The sequence below is a fragment of the Pauljensenia sp. UMB0895 genome, assembly GCF_030218905.1.
GTDB lineage: Bacteria > Actinomycetota > Actinomycetes > Actinomycetales > Actinomycetaceae > Pauljensenia > Pauljensenia turicensis_A.
This window is the reverse complement of the sequence record NZ_JASOQR010000001.1, coordinates 228989-246175: the sequence shown is the minus strand read 5'-3', so window position 1 is coordinate 246175 and position 17187 is coordinate 228989. Positions and strand designations below refer to the sequence as shown.

The 17187-nt window shown below is 58.4% G+C and carries 14 protein-coding genes and 1 pseudogene; 11 read left to right on the top strand and 4 right to left on the bottom strand.

Annotated elements, in window-relative coordinates:
* Positions 1 to 68 precede the first annotated feature (68 nt).
* The gene (locus QP503_RS01130; RefSeq protein ID WP_006680446.1) at positions 69 to 869 is read right to left on the bottom strand and encodes an HAD family hydrolase; all 801 of its coding nucleotides are present in this window, start codon (positions 867 to 869) and stop codon (positions 69 to 71) included.
* A 231-nt stretch (positions 870 to 1100) separates the two neighbouring features.
* On the opposite strand from QP503_RS01130, the gene QP503_RS01125 reads away from it, so the two are divergent.
* From QP503_RS01125 to QP503_RS01095, 7 genes and pseudogenes are all read left to right on the top strand, one after another.
* Positions 1101 to 2138, top strand: coding sequence for a CpaE-like family protein (locus QP503_RS01125; RefSeq protein WP_006680445.1), 1038 nt, complete (start codon positions 1101 to 1103; stop codon positions 2136 to 2138).
* Between the two features lie 29 nt (positions 2139 to 2167).
* The gene (locus tag QP503_RS01120; protein ID WP_285068405.1) at positions 2168 to 3433 is read left to right on the top strand and encodes a TadA family conjugal transfer-associated ATPase; all 1266 of its coding nucleotides are present in this window, start codon (positions 2168 to 2170) and stop codon (positions 3431 to 3433) included.
* Positions 3430 to 4674, top strand: a complete 1245-nt coding sequence (locus tag QP503_RS01115) for a type II secretion system F family protein (RefSeq protein WP_285101006.1) — start codon at positions 3430 to 3432, stop codon at positions 4672 to 4674. Before QP503_RS01120 ends, QP503_RS01115 begins: the two co-directional genes overlap by 4 nt.
* A gap of 163 nt (positions 4675 to 4837) precedes the next feature.
* Positions 4838 to 5083 (top strand): DUF4244 domain-containing protein, encoded by a 246-nt coding sequence (locus QP503_RS01110; RefSeq protein ID WP_103632943.1) that lies wholly within the window; start codon positions 4838 to 4840, stop codon positions 5081 to 5083.
* Between the two features lie 212 nt (positions 5084 to 5295).
* Entirely contained in the window at positions 5296 to 5625 is a 330-nt protein-coding gene (locus tag QP503_RS01105; protein ID WP_285101003.1) for a hypothetical protein, read from the top strand.
* A gap of 44 nt (positions 5626 to 5669) precedes the next feature.
* Positions 5670 to 6029: an Rv3654c family TadE-like protein gene (locus QP503_RS01100; protein WP_006680440.1), complete on the top strand. Its 360-nt coding sequence runs from the start codon at positions 5670 to 5672 to the stop codon at positions 6027 to 6029.
* A 392-nt stretch (positions 6030 to 6421) separates the two neighbouring features.
* Positions 6422 to 7538, top strand: a pseudogene (locus tag QP503_RS01095) (IS1249 family transposase).
* A 360-nt stretch (positions 7539 to 7898) separates the two neighbouring features.
* Here the strand turns inward: QP503_RS01095 and QP503_RS01090 are convergent.
* From QP503_RS01090 to QP503_RS01080, 3 genes are read right to left on the bottom strand one after another with little or no spacing between them, the layout of a single operon-like run.
* A complete protein-coding gene (locus QP503_RS01090) occupies positions 7899 to 10595 on the bottom strand; it encodes a DEAD/DEAH box helicase (protein ID WP_285084294.1) in 2697 nt (898 codons plus the stop codon).
* Complete coding sequence (locus QP503_RS01085) at positions 10592 to 11071, bottom strand: YbjN domain-containing protein (RefSeq protein ID WP_006680427.1); 480 nt, start codon at positions 11069 to 11071, stop codon at positions 10592 to 10594. Before QP503_RS01085 ends, QP503_RS01090 begins: the two co-directional genes overlap by 4 nt.
* Positions 11071 to 11532, bottom strand: coding sequence for a YbjN domain-containing protein (locus tag QP503_RS01080; RefSeq protein WP_179370019.1), 462 nt, complete (start codon positions 11530 to 11532; stop codon positions 11071 to 11073). Before QP503_RS01080 ends, QP503_RS01085 begins: the two co-directional genes overlap by 1 nt.
* A gap of 305 nt (positions 11533 to 11837) precedes the next feature.
* Between QP503_RS01080 and QP503_RS01075 the strand changes: the two genes are divergently transcribed.
* The 4 genes from QP503_RS01075 to QP503_RS01060 all read left to right on the top strand — a co-directional run bounded on the left by QP503_RS01075 (position 11838) and on the right by QP503_RS01060 (position 17173).
* Positions 11838 to 12827, top strand: a complete 990-nt coding sequence (locus QP503_RS01075; protein WP_101628725.1) for a phosphatase PAP2 family protein — start codon at positions 11838 to 11840, stop codon at positions 12825 to 12827.
* Positions 12828 to 13106: 279 nt separating this feature from the next.
* A complete protein-coding gene (locus tag QP503_RS01070; RefSeq protein WP_219810991.1) occupies positions 13107 to 15026 on the top strand; it encodes a ribonucleoside triphosphate reductase in 1920 nt (639 codons plus the stop codon).
* A complete protein-coding gene (locus QP503_RS01065) occupies positions 15023 to 15865 on the top strand; it encodes an anaerobic ribonucleoside-triphosphate reductase activating protein (RefSeq protein WP_006680423.1) in 843 nt (280 codons plus the stop codon). Before QP503_RS01070 ends, QP503_RS01065 begins: the two co-directional genes overlap by 4 nt.
* A 165-nt stretch (positions 15866 to 16030) precedes the next feature.
* Complete coding sequence (locus QP503_RS01060; RefSeq protein ID WP_103632946.1) at positions 16031 to 17173, top strand: variant leucine-rich repeat-containing protein; 1143 nt, start codon at positions 16031 to 16033, stop codon at positions 17171 to 17173.
* The last annotated feature ends 14 nt before the right edge of the window (positions 17174 to 17187 follow it).

Genomic DNA, 17187 nt, shown 5'->3' with positions numbered 1-17187 from the left:
GTCCGACAGTAGGCGATTCAAAAGGCGACTTAGCCCAGAAACCCGCAGGTGACACGTTGCCCTAGTAGTTAGGCGCGCTTTGCTGTCACATACCCTACGGCTGCCGCGCCAATCGCCACACCCGCGCCGATCATGGCAAGCGTGCGACGCGACGGCGTGGGAATCGTTCGGTGCACAGCTGCGGTCGAAGTGAAACGCATGATCTCCCACCCGTTCTTCACGGCTGCCTCACGCAAGCCCTTGTCGGGGTTGACGGCGATCGGGTGGCCGACGGCAGACAGTAGAGGAATATCGGAAACAGAATCGGAGTACGCCCAGCATTCATCCATATTCCACCCGCGTTTGGCGGCAAGCTCTTTGCAGGCCGCCGCCTTGTTCGCCGCCTGGTTGTAGTGGAGCACGGTGCCCGTGTACTCACCGTCGTCATTCACTTCAGCGATCGAGCCGAGACAGGCATCAGCACCCAGCATCTTGCCAATCGGGCGAACGATTTCAATGACAGATGCGGACGCAACAACAACGGGTCGCATCTGGTCATGATGGAACTGGATTTCTTCGAGTGCCTGCGTGAAACACACCGGGTCAATCGCGTGGCTGATGGAGGATTCAACGGTCGCTTCAAGGAGGGAAGCATTCATGCCTTTGGCCAGGTCACCGATCGCTTCAGCCATCTTGTCCATCCGCTTTTCATCTGCGCCTTTGAGCAGGTAGGGAAGCTGGACGAGGACGGACATGGCGGCAGCTCGGCGCGACAGGAGGCCGGCGTCAACGAAGGAGCTCTGAAGAGCAATCGAGGACGACGTGGCAAGGATCGTCTTATCAAGATCAAAGAAGGCAGCTGAATTTCGCTGAAGCGGGGGTTGAATCATCACATGCTCCTTGCCATTCGAGGGTCAGCGGGACGGATTAGAGTCGGCACTGACGTATTTGGTGAAATTGCGGGGCTTGTGACCCCGCTTATCCACAGGTCGATTGGTATCAGATTAGTCTTCCACAATTTCACTACGCTCACGTGGAATCTGCCTGTTCGCAGTGCAAGAGTGCGTCCAACGAGTCGGGTCTTTTCAGTGGGGCTCGGCGGGTGTGTTGGAGGAAACTCGATGGGTAAACGCAATACTTTCATCCGGGGTGCTCGGCGTGGGCTGGGCAGATTCGGGACGGTGAAGCCAGAGTATGCGCCCTGCACTGCGCGTCTGATTCTCGACGGTCTTACCCGCAACGATGAGCGCTTCGTGCGTCGCATGATTGCGCGCGAGCACGTGGACATCCAGGTGGGTGATGCGCACTCGTGGCTCGAGGACGCAGACGAACGAGGCCGGACACCTTACTCTTCGCCTCTTCTTGTTATTGCCGGACCGTACGCGATTGGCAGACTGGGAAGCACCCGCATCGAAGTAGGAGCTCACGGCCAATTCCGCCTTCCTGAAGACGAGGACCTTCTTCGCGCCATCCTTCGTGAACACGCTGGACAACCGCGCGAAGAAACGGAAGCTACAGCATTGTCTTCAACGCATCCATCCCGCCCATGTATCTGCGTTGCTGGGTGGAACGGAGGAGTCGGGACCAGCTCGATTGCGCACCAACTCGCGCATGAGCGCGGCCTCGTACTCATTGACGCAAGCGGACACGCACCAGCCCCATCGTGCGCAGACCTACCGGAGAGCCGTGGCGTGCGATGGGCGGATCTGGCGTACGGGGAAGTAGCGTATTCACCCGAACTTGCGCGCACCCTGCCCATCGTTCAACGCGTCAGCGTGTTAACGGGGGATGGGCTTGGGGTCGCTACGCCACTGGACTCTCGCTTAGGCGCGGTCATTTCAAGTCTGAACGAAGCCGGACACGGGTGCGTAGTTGACTGTGGACGGTGGGACGAGAGGTCGGCCGCCTGCGTGGGTGCACATGCGAGCGCACTCGTATTGATCGGACGAGCAGACCGCCAGGGCGCCACCCAGTGCGCGTGCTCGTTGACGTTGTGGCCACTTCAGTCTTGCCTGCCCTGCGTATTGCTGACTACGACGGGGAATAGTGGGAATATCCGCGCGCTGACTAACGCCCCGGTCTTGACGCTCAAGCGAGCACTACAGGCGCACTGTCGTCGCCTGTTCTGCGAGCTTGGAATCGGTGAGGGTGCGCTCTGATGTTCTTCACGCCCCACGCACCCAAAAGCATGCCTCGTCAGAAAGCTCAGAATCCGCCCGAAGACGGATGGCGACTGAGCCGTCAAGAAATTGAAGAGCGAACACTGCGGCACCTGGCAACACACGGTGACCTCGAAAAAGCCGTCGCAGAAAGCGCTCGCCCCGGCGCGGGCGTCGACGAAATGCGACACCTTCAAGAAAGAATCCGAACTCTCGCGCAGGGAACCGGGCCGGAAGTCGCCCGCCTACTGGCAATCAACGGAGTCACCGACGTGCTCATTAACTCCACTCACGCGTGGATCGACCGCGGTTTTGGGTTGGAAGAACGCGAGTTTTCACATTCAACGGACGCCCAAACGCGCGCCCTCGCTGTACACATGGCGGCCGCCTGCGGGAAACGCCTTGACGATGCCAGTCCCATCGTTGACGGAACACTCGAAGGAGGAATCCGACTCCACGCTGTCCTTCCCGCCCCCAGCGCATCCGGGACACTCATCTCGCTGAGAACCCCGCGCGCTCGCGGGATGGGACTGAGTGAAATGGAGGAGTGCGGGTCGGTTGCTCCCGTTGTGGCTCAGGTGCTTCGCGCATTGTGTGCTTGTCGTGCCAACGTTCTGATTTCCGGGGCAACCGGCAGCGGAAAAACGACGCTTCTTTCAGCCCTGCTGTCGCTTGTCCCTAACGACGAGCGAATCGTGTGTATCGAAGAAATTCCGGAACTCCACCCGGATCACGCTCACGCTGTATCCCTTGTCGAACGGCACCCGAATGTGCAGGGCAAGGGTGGGATCAGTCTGTCGGAGCTCGTGCGAGCAGCCATGCGAATGAGGCCCGACCGTCTGATTCTTGGTGAATGTCGTGGTCCGGAAGTTCGCGATGTCATGCTCGCGTTCAACACTGGGCACGACGGCGGATGGGCCACCCTGCACGCAAACTCTGCCGAGGATGTTCCCGCCCGATTACATGCGCTGGGAGGCCTTGCGGGACTCAGTGATTCCGCGGTCATTAACCAATCGGTCGCAGCGTTTGATGCGGTTATTCATATGCGTCGCAGTGCCATAAAACCCCAGGTTTCTCAGCCGTCTGACGAAGCAGAGCCGCACACTGATGCGTCTTACGCGGAACAGGCTCAGCTACCCGGGCGATGGGTCGGGCAAATCGGCATATTGAAACGTCAGGGCGGTGAGCTTGAGTGTGAGCTTGCGCTTGAGGTGAGCCAAGACGGGACAGCCCATTTCGGTAGCGCTTGGACTGACATACAGCGCCTGTGCGGGCTGGACGGCGGTGCGCCATGATCAGCCTTGTTGCCTGCTGCGTCGCAGTCACTACCTGGATTCTTCTTGAGTATGCGCAGGTCAGACATGAAAAGAACCTGGTGAAAGCGTGGGGTAAAACAGTCGGAATCAAGAAGTCATCGCACGATCGCGACAATGCTGGACGCTCCAGCGTCTCTTCTGTGCCGGGTAGTTTGGCTCGACGCCACCGAAGCACTCCGTGGCGTTCGCCGCTCACACAGCTAGATGGTGCGCGCCTTGCCCTTCTTGTCGCGGATGTGGCCGGCAGATTGCGTGGAGGTGCGCCGACCGGTGTTGCTTGGGAGACTTCGTGGAAACGGTTCATTCCCGATGTGGTGTTCGCTGGGATTGACGAAGTAGGGACGCCTCTGGTCTTGACGGACATCATCGGCTTGAAAAGCATCGGGCACCGTATTCCCCGTTCTCTGAAGGAAGCGAGTCTTGGGAGGTGGATATGTTCCGTTCAGGGTAGTGGGGTTATTCATGCCTCAAAGGCGCTGGATTCAGCTTGCCGTTTAAGCGGAGCAACGGGCGCTCCACTGGCACATATCCTCGATGCGGTTGCCGATGGTTTAGAAGATGCAGAGGCCGTGGAAGAAGCTCGCCGGATCGCATCAGAAGGCTCCCGCATGTCAACGCGAATCCTGCTGGCAATGCCACTTATGGGAGTGACAGCAGCGCAAGCGTTGGGCGCTGAGCCCTTGAAACAGTTTGTTTCGGGCGGAATCGGAACTGTTCTGGCAATTGTAGGGCTCACGTGCATGGTCGGCGCCTACTTTCTGAGCCACTACCTGATGGGAAGGGCTCGCGGTAAAGAAGAAACAATTGATCCTGCTCTTGCCTGCGATCTTGCGCGAGCTGTCCTTGAATCAGGTGCAGCAATCCCCAGCGTGATCGAATCGTTAGGTGAGGCGACCCGTGATGATCAGCTTGCCCGAATCGGGCGCGAGCTACGGCTCGGAGTGTCATGGGAACGAGCTTGGGAAGAGAGAGCCGCAGACCAGCTTGCGCTTGCTCTTCACTCGGCGTGGGTCGATGGGATCGCTCCAGACGACTTGCTGTCTCGCACTGCTCGCCAGATACGTGCTCGTCGTCTTGCAGAAGCGAGGACTCGCGCTGAAGCGCTCGGCGTGACGCTTGTTATCCCCCTTGGGTCCCTGCTGTTACCAGCCTTCTTGGCGCTCGGGTTAGGGCCGATCGTTGTTCATCTGATGGGCGACGGGATTATCGGACTTGGGTAAAGAAGCATGTTTTCGCCTCCGTCACCCTGAGTTATTCACAGGCCAATCTCTGGGCCAGAACTTATCCACACAATCGCTTTCGTCCGTTCGCAAAGTTCGAGCAGACATTTGACCATTGAACTCCCGGAGAACACTCGGGGTCATCGGACAAAAGGAGAACATCATGTTAGACACGCTCACGACAAAGACGATCGAGGGGCAACTGGCGGTGCATGACGCCACGTCGGCGCTCGTCACGAAAGTCATGCCGAAGGGTAACCAGGACTTAGAAGAAGGCTCGACGACAGTCGAGTATGCAATCGGTGCGGTTGCCACTGCTGGATTGGCTGGACTCCTGATTGTCGTTTTGAAGTCCGGAGTCGTGAAAGGACTGCTTCAAAACATCATCACTCAGGCGCTGTCATTGTGAGTACTGACGTGGAAGTGGGGAGGGGTATATACCCCTCCCCACGGGGAATCGAAAGGAAACCGCCTTGGCCGGGTCAGCGCCTGTGGAAACGAGGGCTCGAAAAGGTGCGATTCGCCTGGTGTGTGCGTGGAGATGCGCATTTCAGGCACTTCCGTGCTCGTGTAGCCGATGGGGCAAAACAGACGCGGCGGAGTCGCGATGAAACAGGTTCAGTGACGGTCGAATTGGCAATTGGTTGTGTTGCCATCGCATTGATGCTGGCGCTGGTGCTCGGTGTTGCCTCCACAGTGTTGGCGCGTCAGAGCTTGTGCCATTCGGCAAGTGAAGCAGCGCGTGCCGCGATGATGGGAGTAGCGAATCCAACCCAAGTTGGAGCTACAGCGTTGGGCTCTCTTGCCCAAAAAGGGGCAAGTGTTTCAGTTGTCGAAAACGGTGAGTGGGTTGAAGCTCGCGCCATGTATTCAAGGCATGCGATTTCAGGACTGACCATTGGTGACAACACATGCATGATCAGAGCCAAAAAGGACTCGTTGGTGCCATGAGAACGTGCACTACACCGCCTGATCGGCAACCTTGTAGACGAGCGATGGAAAAGGAAGAGGGCTCGGGCACGATCCTCGTTACCGCTATCTGTGCGCTGGTGTTGATCTGCCTGCTGGTCATTGTGTTCGCCGGTGCACTCTATTCGGCGAAAGCTCGTCTGAATGCGATCGCCGACCTTGGAGCGCTCGCGGGTGCGGATGCGTCGGCGACTGCGCAGTGGGAAGACGTGGGGTCCAGACCGTGTGAGCTGGCGGGCGACGTGGTGGCTCGTAATGATGCGGATCTCGAGAGTTGCGAAGTGGTCGAGTCGGATACCCGAATTGTTGTCAGACAGTCGGTTGTTGTCATGAATATTCCGGTGACGCTACGTTCCCGTGCGCGTGGTGGGCCTGTGAACGAGTGAGGTGAACGTGAGAACTGATGTTTGAAGGGAACAAAAACTCCCAGAGAACTTTAAGGAAGACTCAATGGTTTCTCAAGGAGAGCTCGTTACTGTTGTAGACATCAAGAGGAAAGCAGATGCGAAGAAAATGGACGCTTCGTAACTGACGGAAAGGGCGCTATTCGAAGACTTGACTGTGTTGATGGGATACCACGAGGGGCTAGGCCGTAAGGCCTAGCCCCTCGTGGTATCTAAGCTACGTTGTTTATGTGTGGTTGCACCAGTGAGTATCTGGTTGCCGATAGAGGCTGATGGTTTGGGTTATACGACAAAATGTGTGGCATTTTTGGTGACTTTTCGTTGTTTTGGTGCGGAAAAGTCGGGTTTTAAGTTGATGTGTTTGCTTGGGAGATATGAGAGTTCCCGTTTGCCCTGTGTGCGCCCAGTCAATGAATCGCAATGGAAGAACGTCTGCTGGACGAGTCAGGTGGAGGTGTCGGGGGTGTAATTCCTCGATGGTGCAACGTATCGACTCGGGAGCTAAAGACTTATCAGCGTTCCTTAACTGGCTGTTGTCAGGGACAACCCTCAAAGAGCTTCCCGGTGAGGGCAGATCCTTCCAGAGGCGTTGCCAGGCGTTGTGGAGCTATTGGGCCTTGCCACCCATCACTGACCAGGTCCATGACGTCATCTACGTTGATGGCATCCATCTAGGGCGCAAAGCTGTTGTTCTGATTGCCCGAAGCGATGAGTATGTGTTGGGCTGGTATGCGGCAAGAGCGGAGAAAGCAAGCGCGTGGGAAGCGTTAATGAGCCGTATCGCCCCGCCCTTGTTGGTGGTCACTGATGGGGGAAGCGGGTTTGAGAAGGCGCGCAAGAACATCTGGCCTACTACCGTGGTGCAGCGGTGCACCTTCCACGCTTTTGTCAATATCCGAAGTGCCACCACCACTCGCCCGCGACTACAGGCCAGTCAAGAGCTCTACGCTCTAGGTAAGAGCCTGATTCGGACGAAAACCGCGCCTGAGGCCTCAGAGTGGCTCGCAGCCTACATTGGGTGGGCTCAACGGTGGGAGGACTTCCTTGCCCAACGCACGCTCACTCCAGATGGGGGCTGGGTTCCCACGCATGCTCGGCTGGTAAGCCCGTCGCACTCTTAACCGTCTGATCAGCACGGGCACTTTGTTTGCTTTCCTTGACCCCAGTTGGGATCGGCCCATGCCTGCAATGACCAACCGCATTGAGGGGGCGACAAATGCCCCTCTTCGTCAGATGCTGCCCGATCACCGTGGTCTGAGCCTTACTAGGCGGATCAAAGCAATTTTCTGGTGGTGCTACATGCACACTGAGCACCCACTACCACCAGCTCAAATCCTCAAAACGATGCCAACAGATGCTGACATTGAAGCCGCCTATCAAACTATCCACCCCGCAGAGATCAAAACAACGAGCCTGCCCCAATGGGGAGACGCCATCACCTGGCAAGACCTCCACCACAACACCAGCCCATATACCAACCCCTGGGACTAAACGAACCAGGACCCCAAATGCCACACATTTTGTCGTATAACCCGATGGTTTTGGTTGCTCCTTCAATTCATAGCCTTCAACCCACAGCATTTTCATAGGGAGATTCGGTGGTCTTCTCAGGTTGGGTGTCTACATTAATAGTCATCACAAAGAAATACGGCGAACGGACCACAAGGGTTCGTCAGCGCCGATGGAATTGTTAAGGAGACGCTATCGGGAGACTCTTTTCTGTGTTGATGGGATGCTTCAAAGGGCCAAGCCGCAAGGTTTGGCCCTTTGAAGCATCTACGCCACCATCACGTGGCGTATTGCCAGGATCAGGCCACACTCTCGAAGAGCCCAGTTGCACAAAGAAAAGCTTCAGGCTCCCGGCGCGCGCTCGGCAAGGAACCGCGTCAGAACAATGGCGCCAGCCTTCGATAGTGGCTCATTCCCATTCCCGCACTTCGGACTTTGAACGCACCTCGGGCACCCGTCCTCGCAGTCGCAGGATTCCAGGGTTAAAAGCACCATCCGCATCCACTCACCTGCGTTCTCAAATCCAGCGGAAGCATATCCAGCTCCACCACGGAACGCATCGTGCACAAACACAGTCGGCAGACCCGTGTCATCATGTTCCGCGGTTGACAGGCCACCCAAATCCCAGCGATCACACGTAGCCAAAAGGGGCAGGAGCCCAATCGACGTATGTTCGGCCGCGTGCAACGTCCCAGGCAGATCCTCGTTCCCGATTCCTAATCCGCGCAACTGCACCTGAGCGGCCGGCGACAATTCGTACCAGACCGCCTTCGTTGGCAGAGTATGCGTTGGCAGGTGGAGCTCGATGTTGCGAATGAACTCAAGCCTCGGCAGGCGCAACAGGTCGTAGTCGGTCACGCGCGTCGACACATCCACACTGCCAAACGACCAGGTCACAAGCCCATCGTCGGATGTCCACGTGTCGTCAATCGACGTGATCGACACGGACACATGTTGCTTGGCGCGCGTACGCAGGGGAGTGCGGACCTCTTCGACGAGCGCAATCCGTTGCTTCTCCTCAGGGGTCGGTGGCGCGATGTAAGAGATAGGTCGAGGCCGAGCGGACGAGGTGCCGGCGTCGGGTTGGCCCCCAAAAGAATCGCTGGCCGGCTGTGCGAGCGTGCCCGCACTCCGCTCCCGTGGCACGCCCCCGCCACTTCGCGCTTCCTTAGCAGGCGCGGCGCTCATCATCGGTGAATACTCCACGATGTGGTACGTCCGCCCCTGATGCACGTAAATCGCGTCGGCAAAAAGGTGTGCATCCGCGGATCCAGCGTCCATCGTGCCGATCACCGCGCCCGTGCGTGCGTCGACAATTTGCACGTCTCCCGACCCGCCTCGCAGGTCAGTCAGGTCGGCGGCCCTCTCTTGACGGGTGGCGTCCCAGTACCAGCCGGCTGGTCGCTCGCGAAGGTAGCCCTCGTCGGCAAGCTGGCGTGCAAGACGTGGGAACGAGGCCCCAAACAGCGCCAGATCTTCACCATCAGTGCGCTCAAGCGACAGTGGGATTTCCGAGGCCGCCGCACACAAATGAGGCGCCAACACCCACGGGTTGGTGGCATCAATGACGTTTGCTTCTACGGGGGCAAAAATCTGATCCGGGTGGTGAACAAGGTATTCATCCATCGGGTTATCGGACGCAACCAGAACAGAAACGCCCCCTGCCCCTGCGCGTCCGGCGCGACCAATCTGCTGCCAGAGCGACGCGCGAGTCCCCGGCCAGCCTGCAGTCACCGTCGCGTTCAAACCGGAGATATCGAGCCCCAGCTCCAGAGCAGATGTTGTGGCAACCGCACGCAATCGCCCGCTTCGCAACGCTGATTCCAAGGCGCGACGTTCCTCGGGTAAGAAGCCACCGCGGTACGCGGCAACACGCCCGGCCAGAGGCGAACCACGGGATGAGAGTTGATCGCGAACCTGCGCCGCAACCGACTCAGCACCCGCACGTGAACGAACAAATGTCAGAAGATTCGCGCCTTTTTCGATCATTGCGGCAGTCAGGGACGCGGCCTCGGTCTGTGCAGAAACGCGACGCATCGGCGCTTCCACAACGGTCTCTTCCCCTGCGACCGCTTTCAAGAATGCGCTCATATCCATTTCGGCCTCATCGGGGACGAGGCGCCCCTGCCAGAGGAACAACTGGTGGTCTGAAGCGGGCGAACCGTCGTTGGTCACGCCGATGCACGGGCGGGAGGTCATAGCCTCGCCGACGGCCTCGGGATCGCGGATTGTCGCCGACAGCATGATCATGATCGGATCAGCACCCAGACGGTGCGCGATGCGCAGCAGACGGCGGATGACCAGCGAAATGTGAGCGCCGACGACGCCACGCCAATGGTGGAGTTCGTCAATGACGATGTACTTCAAGGAAGCCAGGAATCGCGTCCAGCGTTCGTGGCCGGGGAGCATCACGTAGTGCAGATAGTCCGGGTTCGTCGCAATAATGTCGGCGTTGGCTCGCGCCCAATCCTTTGTTTCCCTCGGAGTATCACCGTCTGCGGTCACCGCGTGAACCTGACGCAGAGCAGAATCAGAGGGTGCAGCTGACAGTAACGCACACAGGTGTGCCATCTGGTCGGCGGCCAGCGCCTTCGTCGGCGAAATATACAGGCAGGTCGGGCGACGACGAATCTGCGAAATACGCCCGGAGTCTTCGGCGTTCACCAGGTCAGAGAGGATCGGGGTCCATGCTGGCGCAGACTTACCAGACCCCGTGCCCGTCGCGAGGACAACATCATTGCCCGATGCAATGGCATCCAGCGCCTCAACCTGATGAGACCACGGGCGAAGAGCACCTCGTGCTTTCCATGCTTCTACAACGTCGAGTGCAACCCAGGTGGGCCACTCAGCGGTGCGCTCGGCCCGTCCTTCGATGACGTGCATATCGATCAGACGATCATCGCCCGCACCGATATCCATCAGCAGACGCGCAAGATCGCCGGCATTCGGGGACGGAATTGGGGCGAAGGAGGCGTCGGCGCGCGCAGGTGTTTCACCGTCGGATTGACCGGCTATACCCGACGCGGGAACCTCGTTCACTTGCGCGGGTCAGTCCAACCGAGAGTCTGCTCGGCTGCCTGCTTCATGTATTCGATCGCCTTCAGACCCGTCGAAATGCCTGCGTCAATGTTTTCGGACAGCTGGTCGTTCGAGATCCCGGCGATCGCGTCGATGCTGAAATCAGCGCACACCTGCAGGTTTCCATCTTCGTCCGGCATTGAGTAGACGGTCGGGAAGTACATTTCGCGGTTCCACGAATCTGCGGCGGCAAAAACTTGCTGGGTTGACGACGCAAGCGGAATGTCGGCTGCCCACATCGCGCGGATCGTGATGAAACGGTTCGACGTATCCAGCATGATGAGGAATGGCGTCGTATCGAACATGGCGCCGGCAACACGGCCTTCGCTGACCTGCTCCACCTGGAAGTTCTTATCCGAGAACGCCTTGAGCAGACGGTCGAAAGTAATCGGGTAGGGAGTCTGATCATCGTTCGGGACGGCAAAGGGAGCACTCATCAGTTGTCCTCCTGAATATCAAGCTCGTCAGACCACGTGACGAATTCTGGAAGTGCTGCTTCCAAGTCGGTAATAAACGTCAGGATCATCGACATCGACGACTCCCAGAACGCATCCAGCTGAGCCTTCGTGAACCCCTGCGACGCGACCACATTGCACTCGGCAATCAGGCCGAACTTCCCGGCGTCTTCGAGCGGAGCAAGGTACGCCTTGGGCAGGATGCGCGACGAGTTGCACGCCGAAACCTCGTTGACCAGTGCGGTGAACTGAGCGTCGTCGGTGGCAATTCCTCGCCACTGAGCACGCAACTGTAATACCTGCGGGTTCGACATATTCCAGAAGAAAACGGCGTTGCGCGTCGGGATCGCGAGTTCGGCCTCGCCGTATTCTCCGAACGAAACATCGCGATCGGAAAGCAACTGCCGAATCCGCTCGGTGCTGACGGGCGTCGTCGTGGACATCCAGATTCTCCTGAAGATGAAGGAACGAGGCCGTCCACCACCACGGATCGTGATTCGGCGAACGACGTTCGAAAGAGTTGGTTTACTCTATCGAAGTATGCGTACGCCGGCGCGTTCAAGCGCGCTTGTTCACGCCTGACCCGCTCTGTTCAGCGGATATGGGCGGGTTATCGATAAGGTATGTGCGTACCGTTTACTTGTATAGACCACGAAAATGGTGCAGGCAGTCCCAGAGTCCTGCTTCGACACTTTCACCAGATGAAGCGGACAGTTCAAGGCAACAGGCACGAAGAGGTGACACGCGTATGCAACGCCCAAACGTTCCCCAAGCGCGCCAGCCTCAACCATCGCGCCTCAACCGACCACGAGGCACGCAAGCAGGCGCGGCCTCGTCCCCAACTAGCCAGGCACCTGCCCGCGGGACGTCAACGGGCCACTGGTATGCGCGTCGGCTTCGTCGAAGGATCGTTTCGGCGATCGCATGTGTGATCGGCGCAGTTGTTATCAGCTATGTCGCCGTCACGACGCCCGCTGGGCAGGCTCTGGACACCCTGTTCATGGAAGCCGCGATCCGCTGGAGTGACAGCGCAGGCAACCTGACGCATCTGATCACATCCATTGCATCTGTTCCCGTGATGATCATCGTCGGCGCAATCGTGTTTGTTGTGGCAGTGATCCGTCGTCGCCCAACATTGGCGGGTCGAGCAATGTTTGTCGTGATCGGGGCTAACGCAACAACTCAGATCGCAAAATACCTGCTGGATCGGCCAAACCTCGGCGTGACAACAGACGTTGCAAACTCCCTGCCATCTGGGCATACAACAGTTGCCATGGCGATCGCGCTTGCTCTGGTCATGGTTGCGCCACCGTGGCTTCGCGCACCTTCAGCGTGGGTTGGCTGGGTGTGGACTGCCCTGATGGGGATATCGGTGATGATCTCAGCGTGGCACCGGATCGCGGACGTCGTTGTCGCGTTCCTGATTTGTGGCGCCTGGGCGCTGGCATTGGCGCCGATTGAACACCGCACACGACATATCGGCGGGATGCGCACGTACGTCGCAATGGCCTTGGTGATTGGCTTTATCGTTGCCTCGATCTTGACAGTTGTGGCGCTTGCGGGCGTAGACGTGTCAGCGGTCGCAAACCCCGGACCGTCCGGATACGGCTTCGCCGAGTTCCTTGAAGAATCTCCCAGTCGCGCGCGCATTCTGGCTATCGCGGGCACACTGTGGGTTGTTGTGATTTCCGGCTGGGTCATTGATGAGGTCGATTCACTCAGTGGGAACGAACGCTAATTCTTGTTATCCGGCGCGTGCCTAGAGTCGACACTCGCCCGCCTTCAAAACGACGATCGGGACGTTGGTCCCGTTTTTGCGTTGGTGTGTGTCATGATCGAAAGATACTAGGGCGTGTTGCGTCAAAGAGACTCGATTTCACTTGAGCAACTACATATAGTGGTGAGCGTTTCGCGCAAGCACTAGATGTAGTGTTTGCGTTCGTGTCTGACCGTTGGGAACGCACCGTTTCCACTGGTCAGAGCTTTTCCTCAACGAAGAATCGCCAAAGGTCAACCAATGAACGCCGCTGAAAAAGCCTCGCCATCCACACTATCCCCGCTCGCGGAAAACACCAGCACCCAATTGCGCTATGACGTTGATGCGCTGGGAACTGTCGACGAATACCTCGACCGTTCTGACTGGCGAGTCAACGCAAACGCGAACCAGGGATACTCGCTCGGTGGCCTGATCCTGAATTCAGCCGGCAAGATCATTGCGAACTACTGGCTCGAACAGGTCTACACCCGTGAAATTGGCGAAGCGCACCGCCGGGGTGACTACCATATCCACGACCTCGACATGTTCGCCGGCTACTGCGCAGGCTGGTCGCTGAAACGCCTGATCCAGGAAGGGTTCAACGGTGTGGGTGGCGCGATTGCTTCCGGACCACCCGCACACTTCTCTTCCGCATGTGGTCAGATTGTGAACTTCCTTGGCACCCTGCAGAATGAATGGGCCGGCGCCCAAGCGTTCTCCTCGTTCGACACCTACATGGCGCCCTTCGTCCGCCTGGACAACATGGAGTACGACGAGATCGTCCAGTGCATGCAAGAACTGATCTACAACCTCAACGTTCCGTCGCGCTGGGGTAGCCAGTGCCCGTTCACGAACCTCACCTTCGACTGGACGTGCCCGGATGACCTGGCAGAGGAATACCCGCTGATCGCCGACGAGGTCTGCGATTTCACCTACGGCGAGCTCCAGCATGAAATGGACCTCATCAACCAGGCCTTCATCGAGGTCATGACCGGTGGTGACGCCGACGGTCGCGTCTTCACCTTCCCGATCCCGACCTACAACATCACCCCGGATTTCGATTGGGATACGCCGAACACGGATCGCCTGTTCGAAATGACGGCGAAGTACGGCCTGCCCTACTTCCAGAACTTCATCAACTCCGACCTTGACCCGCACATGATCCGCTCGATGTGTTGCCGCCTGCAGCTTGACCTGCGCGAACTGCTCAAGCGCGGCAACGGTCTGTTTGGCTCGGCAGAATTGACGGGTTCAATCGGCGTGGTGACGATCAACATGGCGCGTCTCGGTTACCGTTTCGCCGATGATGAAGCAGCCCTCATCGCTGAACTTGATCACCTCATTGACCTTGCCTCACAGTCCCTTGAATTGAAGCGTGAAACGATCCAGTTCCACATGGATCGCGGTCTGTTCCCGTACTCTCGTCGCTACCTGGGAAGCCTGGACAACCACTTCTCAACGGTCGGTGTGAACGGCATGAACGAGATGGTCCGAAACTTCAGTCACGATGATTACGATCTGACCGATGAACGCGGTTTCGACATGTGCGTCCGCATCCTCGACCATATTCGCGATCGCATGGTGGAGCTTCAGGAAGCCACAGGCCACCTCTACAACCTCGAAGCGACGCCGGCTGAAGGTACGACCTACCGTTTCGCGAAGGAAGATGGCAAGCGCTACCCGGGCATCCTGCAGGCGGGAACCGCGACCGAGCCGTACTACACGAACTCGTCCCAGCTTCCCGTTTCCTACACGGACGACCCCTTCCAGGCTTTGGAGGATCAGGAAGTCCTGCAGTCGAAGTACACGGGTGGCACGGTTCTGCACCTGTACATGGGTGAGCGTATTTCGTCCGGCGCAGCGTGCAAGGAATTGGTTCGCCGTTCCCTGACTGCGTTCAAGGTCCCGTACATCACGATCACGCCGACCTTCTCCATTTGCCCTGTTCACGGCTACTTGGCTGGCGAGCATGAGACGTGCGAAAAGTGCGCCGCCGCCCACCCGGATCGCGAGCCCCAGCAGTGCGAGGTCTGGACCCGCGTCATGGGCTACTTCCGCCCAGTCCAGTCCTTCAATATCGGCAAGAAGGGCGAATACGCTGAGCGCACAATGTTCAGCGAGGATGCCGCTTCCCACCACGGCGAATTGGTGTCTGCGTTCCCGCCGGTTGGCGAGCGGTGAACACTGGTCAAATCGGTCTGACGCTCGCTTCCGGGCCTCGTGAATTTACCCCCGACGACCTGCAAATCGCGGGACTTGTCCCCATGTCGACGGTGGACTGGCCGGGAAAGTTCGTCGCGTCCGTCTTCTGCCAGGGGTGCCCGTGGGAGTGCGCGTACTGTCAGAATTGTGCGATCCTCGACCCGAGAATCCCGGGCGTCGTCGCGTGGGATGCTTTGGAACGCCTACTCGCGCGACGGCACGACCTACTTGACGGCGTCGTCTTCTCTGGCGGGGAAGCGACACGTCAGTTGGCGCTCATCCCCGCAATGAGACGTGTTCGAGACCTCGGATTTGCCGTCGGACTGCACACCGCGGGTGCTTATCCCGCGCGCCTTCGCACCCTCCTCGAAGAAGGGCTCGTCGACTGGGTCGGCCTGGACATCAAGGCACTCCCTGAGAACTACCCATCCGTCGTCGCCCGCCCCGGCAGCGGAGAAAAAGCGTGGGAAGCCCTCGACATCCTGCTCGACTACGCCGATGAAGCGCACCGCGGGGCGCACGCCAGCCGAGTCATGGGGGACGAGGCCGGGACCCGCGCGCACATTACGCCTGTCGTTGCCGGAATTGATTACGAGGTCCGACTGACCGTCTACCCCGGAGGGCCGGGGGATGGACTGGATGTCGCTCTCGCGCTCAAAGAGCGTGGGGTAGCCTCGTTCGCGCTCCAGCAGGCTCGCGCCCAAGGAACCCCCGATGCCTTCATCGCCGAACAAGCGGGATGGGATGAGCAAGTACTGGCGCTCGCAGATGCGTGCGAGGCGCTCGGCTTTGAAACCTTCACGCGCCGGCTTGCTTGAATGCCCTAGCTGTCGGTGACGTACCTTCATAGAGCGGGCATGAGGTGAATGCAGATCGTTTCACGCGCGCGAACACCGCGATTTGCCCATGGTGAACGCTAGAGTGAATAGCACAAGCTCAATGGTCGCAAGACAACTCGTGTGCCAAAGATATGAAGGAATGCCATGGCTACGTCTGAAAATGCTCCCGATGCGGTACTCGCTGTCGCGGACCCCAACACCAGTGCAGATGATCTTCGTCTGATTGCTGCGGTGCGTCCAGACTTGCATACGGCAATCGCAGCCCACCCGAATGCCTACGCTGGCCTGCTTGACTGGATGGAGTCACTTGGCAATCCAGAGGTTGTCGCTGCAGTCGCACAGCGTCGTGCATTCGATGCGGGGGCTGTGCCAGCTAGCGCACCTACGGCTCAGTCGGCCGATGCCTCAACCCCAACGTTCGTTGATGCGATTGAACAGCCGGACACTCAGGTACAAGAGCCGGCGCAGGACGTTACCCTTGAGTCTACTCAGGTCGAAGAAGAGCCAGAAACCACGGTTGACCAAGTCACCATGCCCAGCCAGGGGCAGATGCCCGTTGGCTACATGCCCGCAGGTACAATCCCGCAACAGGGATACCAACAGCCCATGAACTACCAGGGACAATACCCCGTTCAGGGCGTGTCGATGCAGCCTGCAAAGAACTCCACGAACAAAACACTGGTGATCATTCTGGCCGTCCTAGCGGTGATCGCGATCGTTCTTGCTATTGGCGCTGTTGGAGCATTCGCCGGTTGGTTTGATTCAGGTTCGTCGAGCGACACGTCCGCTGATTCAATGACGCAGTCGGCTCAGACACATACGCAGGCGCAAACTCCCGCGCAACCGCAGTCGGCGAAGCCAGAGGTAAAAGAAAAGTATCCGGCGCCGTCAAGCGCCATGGTTGCTGATACGTTCTCAGCTCCGTCCGGTAATATCATCTGCACTCTTGGCGGAGACATGGTTTCCTGCCAGATCAATGAAACCCACTGGACTGGCGCGGCCGGGTATGAGGTGTGTGGTGACAACCGAGGCGCACTCTTCACCGTCGACTCCAAGAACACGAATTATTCCTGCGCCAACATTGCCCCGCCGATGAACGGCAAATACATCAGCTCCCTCGCGTACGGCTCGTACGTGAAGAACGGAAATGTCGCCTGCATCTCAACTCAAGACGGTATCTCCTGTTGGAACACGATTTCCGGCAATTCCTTCGCTGTTGCTCGCGAAGGCTGGATGTTCGATACCAAGGGTGAAATCCTGCCGTCCCAGTTCATCTGGAACCAGTGAGCTCCACGTCTGAA

Coding starts and splice junctions, on each gene's coding strand:
- QP503_RS01130 (WP_006680446.1), bottom strand. CDS start 869: ATGATTCAACCCCCGCTTCAGCGAAATTCAGCTGCCTTCTTTGATCTT.
- QP503_RS01125 (WP_006680445.1), top strand. CDS start 1,101: ATGGGTAAACGCAATACTTTCATCCGGGGTGCTCGGCGTGGGCTGGGC.
- QP503_RS01120 (WP_285068405.1), top strand. CDS start 2,168: ATGCCTCGTCAGAAAGCTCAGAATCCGCCCGAAGACGGATGGCGACTG.
- QP503_RS01115 (WP_285101006.1), top strand. CDS start 3,430: ATGATCAGCCTTGTTGCCTGCTGCGTCGCAGTCACTACCTGGATTCTT.
- QP503_RS01110 (WP_103632943.1), top strand. CDS start 4,838: ATGTTAGACACGCTCACGACAAAGACGATCGAGGGGCAACTGGCGGTG.
- QP503_RS01100 (WP_006680440.1), top strand. CDS start 5,670: ATGGAAAAGGAAGAGGGCTCGGGCACGATCCTCGTTACCGCTATCTGT.
- QP503_RS01085 (WP_006680427.1), bottom strand. CDS start 11,071: ATGAGTGCTCCCTTTGCCGTCCCGAACGATGATCAGACTCCCTACCCG.
- QP503_RS01080 (WP_179370019.1), bottom strand. CDS start 11,532: ATGTCCACGACGACGCCCGTCAGCACCGAGCGGATTCGGCAGTTGCTT.
- QP503_RS01075 (WP_101628725.1), top strand. CDS start 11,838: ATGCAACGCCCAAACGTTCCCCAAGCGCGCCAGCCTCAACCATCGCGC.
- QP503_RS01070 (WP_219810991.1), top strand. CDS start 13,107: ATGAACGCCGCTGAAAAAGCCTCGCCATCCACACTATCCCCGCTCGCG.
- QP503_RS01060 (WP_103632946.1), top strand. CDS start 16,031: ATGGCTACGTCTGAAAATGCTCCCGATGCGGTACTCGCTGTCGCGGAC.